We start from the raw sequence: 4928 nt of genomic DNA on the forward strand, positions 1-4928 counted from the left end.
TATTCGTTTCAGCGCACAGGATCCGTTTATCCGGGACCTGGAGCGCGCCGGTCTCGTCAATGATCACATCACTCGAGTATCGACAGGCTTCGACGCAGCCTGGGAAATTGATGTCTGGGGAAAGATTCGCCGGGATGTCCAGTCTGCGAATGCCAATCTGAAGGCCAATCTGGCGTCATACGATGATGTGCTGGTCACGCTGACCGGAGATATTGCGGCGACCTATGTCACCGTTCGGGAATTGCAGCAGCTGATTGCCGTTTCCCGCAAGAACGCGGTTTTGCAGAAGAAGTCCCTCGACCTTACGAAACTGCGGCTGGAAAACGGCGCTGCGACCAAGCTGGATGTTGATGAAGCAACAGTTCTTTATAACGATACCTTGGCGAATATTCCCGGATATGAAGCGGATCTGGCACAGGCGTTGAACGCTTTGAGCCTGCTGCTCAGCGAACCGCCGGGAAAAATGAAATCGCGGCTCGGAACAAGATCACGGTTCCCGAGTGCACCGGCAGAGGTCGCCATTGGAGTGCCGGCGGATATGCTGCGGCGCCGGCCGGACATCCGGTACGCGGAATATGTTGCAGCGGCGCAGTCGGCGCAGATCGGTGTTGCCAAGGCTGATCTCTATCCGGCTTTTTCGATCTCCGGGGCAATTGGTGTCAGTGCCGATGACTTTTCTAATCTCTTCAACAACGGCACCACGACAGGGTTCATCAATCCGGCTTTTTCCTGGAATTTTTTAAATTATGGCCGGATCAAAAACAATGTCCGGGTACAGGATGCAAAGTTTCAGGAAACGCTGCTGAATTATGAAAACACGGTGCTGTCGGCCTATGCGGAGGTTGAAAATGCATTGACTGCGTTTTTGCGTTCCAAGCAGGAAGTGGTTTATTTGCGCAGAAGCCTTACTGCGGCGCGCAGTTCAGTTGGTGAGGTGCAGGCACAGTATGGGGACGGTACGGCGGCATACAACCGGGTGGTCGATGCACAGAAAAGCCAGCTTCGTGCGGAAGAACGTCTGATTGCGGCACAGGCCAACGTGCTGACCAATCTTATTGCAGTTTACAAGGGGCTTGGCGGCGGCTGGGTGCCGGAAAATGTAAAGGGGCTGATCTCGGAAGAAACCCGGCAGCAAATGGCTGAGAGAACCCGCTGGGGCCGCTTGCTGGAAGGCTCGGTCAGCAATGAGGGGTAGAGGCCTGTACGGCCTATGGACTTGCATGTCGGTCGCTGATTTCACTCGGTGTCGCGCGACCGACGTTTTGGGGATTGTCATCCCCGACAGGCGAAGCGCGATTGGCGGCCCAGTGCGGTGTCGCGGTTTCAATGCATGAACAATTGAGACTACTGGATCACTGCCGGCGCAGGGGACATGATCTCACTCAGCTGTTGTTTGTTTCACTTGCACTTCCGTATCTCGCCAGGAACAAGTCAACACTCTCCGTGATGATCGTTTCCATCTCGTCGCGCTCCGGCACGCGTGCGGCGTAGATGTTCGGGTAAAAGGCACGGGATTTGATCAGGCCGAGGAACTGCTCTGCAGCAACGCCTGGGTTTTCCACGGTCAGTTTGCCTTCCCGTGCCGCTCGCTCTATGAATTCCGCAAAGATGGTGAGTTTGGTCATGCGGGCGTTCATGTCCGCGGCCAGTTCCGGATCGCGGATCGTCTCGCTCATGATCATGCGGGCAAGACTCATGAAACAGGGATTGATCATCAGTTCACCCTCGGCCCAGCCAAGCCGGATCAAGGCATCCCTTATCGGAAGATCCGGATCGTAGGGGAGCTCGAGGGCCGAATTTATCTGATCCGCCAGGCACTGGTTGATGGCCTTGAACAGGACATCCTTACTTTCAAAGTGATTGTAGACGGTTCTTTTGGACACCTGCGCACGTTCGGAGATGCGGTCCATGCTGGAACCGGCATAGCCTTTCTCCTGAAATTCTGCGATCGCGGCAGTTATGATCTGCTTTTTTTTCTGATCAGATACGGACATTGTTTGCTCACGTGCACCCCGGTCGGCATTTTCTGTCCAAAGACAGTCCCCTGCCTCTTTCATCCCAAAAAATTCGCCCTATGTAAACTCAGGCGTTTACAGACACCGTTGTAATGATTACACTGCACTGTGTAGTTTACACCCTTTAGCCAGTTAAGGCCAGCCAAGGGAGACGTCCTTCATGTCTGTCACTCTCAAAATCAACGGGGAAACGCGCACGCTCGATGCCGACCCCGAAAGCCCGCTCTTGTGGGCCCTGCGCGATGAACTCGGAATGACCGGTACCAAGTTCGGTTGCGGGATCGCGTCCTGCGGTGCCTGCACGGTTCACTGGGACGGAACGCCGATCCGCTCCTGCCAGACCATGGTCGGTGACCTGGAAGGCGCTGAAATCACCACCATCGAAGGTGTTGACGGCAAGGCAGCCACTGCGGTTCAGGCAGCCTGGAACGAGCTGGATGTGCCGCAATGCGGTTATTGTCAGTCGGGTCAGATCATGGCCGCCACTGCTCTCTTGAGCGAGACGCCGAAGCCGACCGACGAAGACATCGACGCGGCCATGGATGGCAATGTCTGCCGCTGTGCCACCTATGTTCGTATCCGCAAGGCGATCCACCTTGCTGCAGACAAGATGGAGGCCTGAGCCATGTTGCATCTGTTGCAAAAACCGCTTGAAGCGGCAACTCCTTCCCGGCGTACATTTTTGAAGATGTCCGCAGGTACGATTGGCGGTCTCGTCATCGCCATGAACCTTCCTCGCGTCTCAAAGGCAGCCGCCGGCGAAGGCGAATTTGCTCAGCCTTTCGTTCATATTCGCCCGGACAACACTGTGGTTGTTTTGTCCAAACATCTGGACAAGGGGCAGGGTACGGCAACCGGTCTGACCACGCTTGTTGCCGAGGAACTGGACGCGGCCCGTGAACAGGTCAGGGTCGAATTTGCCCCGTCAAATCCTCAACTTTACGCCAACCTGCTCTTCGGTGTGCAGGGGACTGGCGGATCGACTGCAATGGCCAATTCCTTCATGCAGTATCGTCAGGCCGGCGCTGCGGCAAAGGCCATGGTCGTCGCCGCCGCCGCAAAGGATTGGGGTGTGCCTGCGGGTGAAATAACTGTAGCCGCTGGCGTGGTCACCCATCCATCGGGCAAGTCTGCGTCACTTGGTGACTTGGCAAATCTTGCAGCAGAGCAGGATGTTCCGGCCGAGCCGGCTCTGAAGTCTCCGGATCAGTGGGTTTATATCGGCAAGTCATTCCCCCGTCTGGATGTGAAGAACAAAACGGTAGGGGCCCCAAGAACCTATACAATGGACTTTCAACGCGACGACCTTCTGGTCGCGACAGTTGCCAGGGCACCTCGTTTTGGCGGCAAAGTGAAAACATTCGATGCGGCCGAGACCAGGAAGGTTCCGGGCGTGGTTGATGTTCTTCAGATCCCCAATGGTGTTGCAGTGCTGGCGAAGTCCACATGGCCGGCCATCAAGGGTCGGGATCTTCTCGAGATCGAATGGGACGACAGCGAAGCTGAAATCCGCTCCAGCGACGCCATGTTCGCCGAGCTGAAGGATATGACGGCCAAGCCGGGCCTGAAAGTACGTGAGGACGGCGACATCGATGCCGCGCTCAGATCATCTGCACGGGTCATCGAAGCAGACTTCGAGTTTCCGTTCCTGGCGCACGGTGCGATGGAACCGCTCGACATTGCAATGATGTTTGACGGTGAAACGGCGGAATTCTGGCTGGGTTCCCAGATCCAGACCATCGACCACAATGTTGCTGCCACAGTGCTTGGCATTCCGTTCGAGAACGTGAAAATCAACACGCTCTGGGCAGGTGGGTCCTTTGGGCGCCGGGCACAGGCTGACGCCCATCCGGTGGTGGAAATCACGATGTTGGGCAAGGCCATGCAAGCAGCCGGTATGGAGCCTGCACCGATAAAAATCGTCTGGACACGCGAAGACGATATGGCGGGTGGGTATTATCGACCAATGTCTGCGCACAAGATCAAGATTGGCCTTGATGCGGACAACAACGTGACCGCGTTCAGATACAACATCGCGGCAAAGTCGATCATCAAGGGGACGCCGTTTGAAGCGCTGTTGATGAAAGACGGCGTTGATCACAACATGACGGAAGGTGCGCATGACACGACCTATGCGTTCCCGCTCATGAACATGGATCAGTCTTTCCAGGAGACGAAAGTTCCAGTCCTGTGGTGGCGCTCGGTCGGCCATACCCATACGGCCTATGTCATGGAAACGATGATTGACCGCCTCGCCAAGGAAGCCGGCAAGGATCCGGTTGCCTATCGCCTTGAAATGATCAAGGACGATCCGCGCAAAGTGAATGTTCTGAAGCTGGCTGCGGAAAAGGCCGGCTGGGACACGCCAGCACCGGAAGGCCGCTATCGCGGGGTGGCCGTACACAAATCGTTCGGGTCCTTTGTTGCCGAGGTCGCAGAGATATCCTTCCGAGACGATGGAACGGTCAAGGTTGAAAAGGTGACGGCTGCCGTCGACTGCGGGACACCGATCAATCCGGACAACATCAAGGCACAGGTTGAAGGCGGTATCGGCTACGGCCTCGGCGCGATCTTGCGCAATCAGGTCACTTTGGTCGATGGACTTGTCGAAGAGACCAACTTCGACACGTATGAGCCGTTACGGATTTCCGACATGCCGGAAATAGAAGTGCATATTGTCGCGTCAAACGAAGCTCCGACGGGGATTGGCGAACCTGGAACGCCGCCAATCGGGCCCGCGGTTGCCAATGCGATTGCCGCAGCCAAGGGCAATTGGGTTACCACGCTTCCGCTGACAAAGGCCGGTCTGGTCTGATTGCTGAAGTTTCCAATTGTGAGAGGCCGTCTGCAGGCGGCCTCTCATCTTGTTTTGGGCTGCATCCAGACTCTGGGTGACTGTCAAAGTAATGGTGC

Annotated in this window: 4 protein-coding genes; 3 read left to right on the plus strand and 1 reads right to left on the minus strand. The window is 56.1% G+C overall.

The features are described 5' to 3' along the window. Nucleotides 1–1195: efflux transporter outer membrane subunit (locus tag K5905_RS27385; protein WP_297590232.1), on the plus strand; the 1195-nt coding region annotated here is incomplete at its 5' end. A 187-nt stretch (nucleotides 1196–1382) separates the two neighbouring features. Here K5905_RS27385 and K5905_RS27390 read toward each other — a convergent pair. Further along, nucleotides 1383–1994: a TetR/AcrR family transcriptional regulator gene (locus K5905_RS27390; protein WP_297590234.1), complete on the minus strand. Its 612-nt coding sequence runs from the start codon at nucleotides 1992–1994 to the stop codon at nucleotides 1383–1385. A 181-nt stretch (nucleotides 1995–2175) separates the two neighbouring features. Between K5905_RS27390 and K5905_RS27395 the strand changes: the two genes are divergently transcribed. Both K5905_RS27395 and K5905_RS27400 read left to right on the plus strand, forming a co-directional pair. Next, a complete protein-coding gene (locus K5905_RS27395) occupies nucleotides 2176–2637 on the plus strand; it encodes a (2Fe-2S)-binding protein (protein WP_297590237.1) in 462 nt (153 codons plus the stop codon). A gap of 3 nt (nucleotides 2638–2640) precedes the next feature. Continuing rightward, entirely contained in the window at nucleotides 2641–4830 is a 2190-nt protein-coding gene (locus K5905_RS27400; protein ID WP_297590240.1) for a molybdopterin cofactor-binding domain-containing protein, read from the plus strand. The last annotated feature ends 98 nt before the right edge of the window (nucleotides 4831–4928 follow it).

The sequence above is a fragment of the Roseibium sp. genome (assembly GCF_025698965.1).
Taxonomy (GTDB): domain Bacteria; phylum Pseudomonadota; class Alphaproteobacteria; order Rhizobiales; family Stappiaceae; genus Roseibium.

Bases quoted from the DNA above. Each gene is read 5' to 3' on its own strand.
- K5905_RS27390 (WP_297590234.1), bottom strand. From the start codon at position 1,994: ATGTCCGTATCTGATCAGAAAAAAAAGCAGATCATAACTGCCGCGATC.
- K5905_RS27395 (WP_297590237.1), top strand. From the start codon at position 2,176: ATGTCTGTCACTCTCAAAATCAACGGGGAAACGCGCACGCTCGATGCC.
- K5905_RS27400 (WP_297590240.1), top strand. From the start codon at position 2,641: ATGTTGCATCTGTTGCAAAAACCGCTTGAAGCGGCAACTCCTTCCCGG.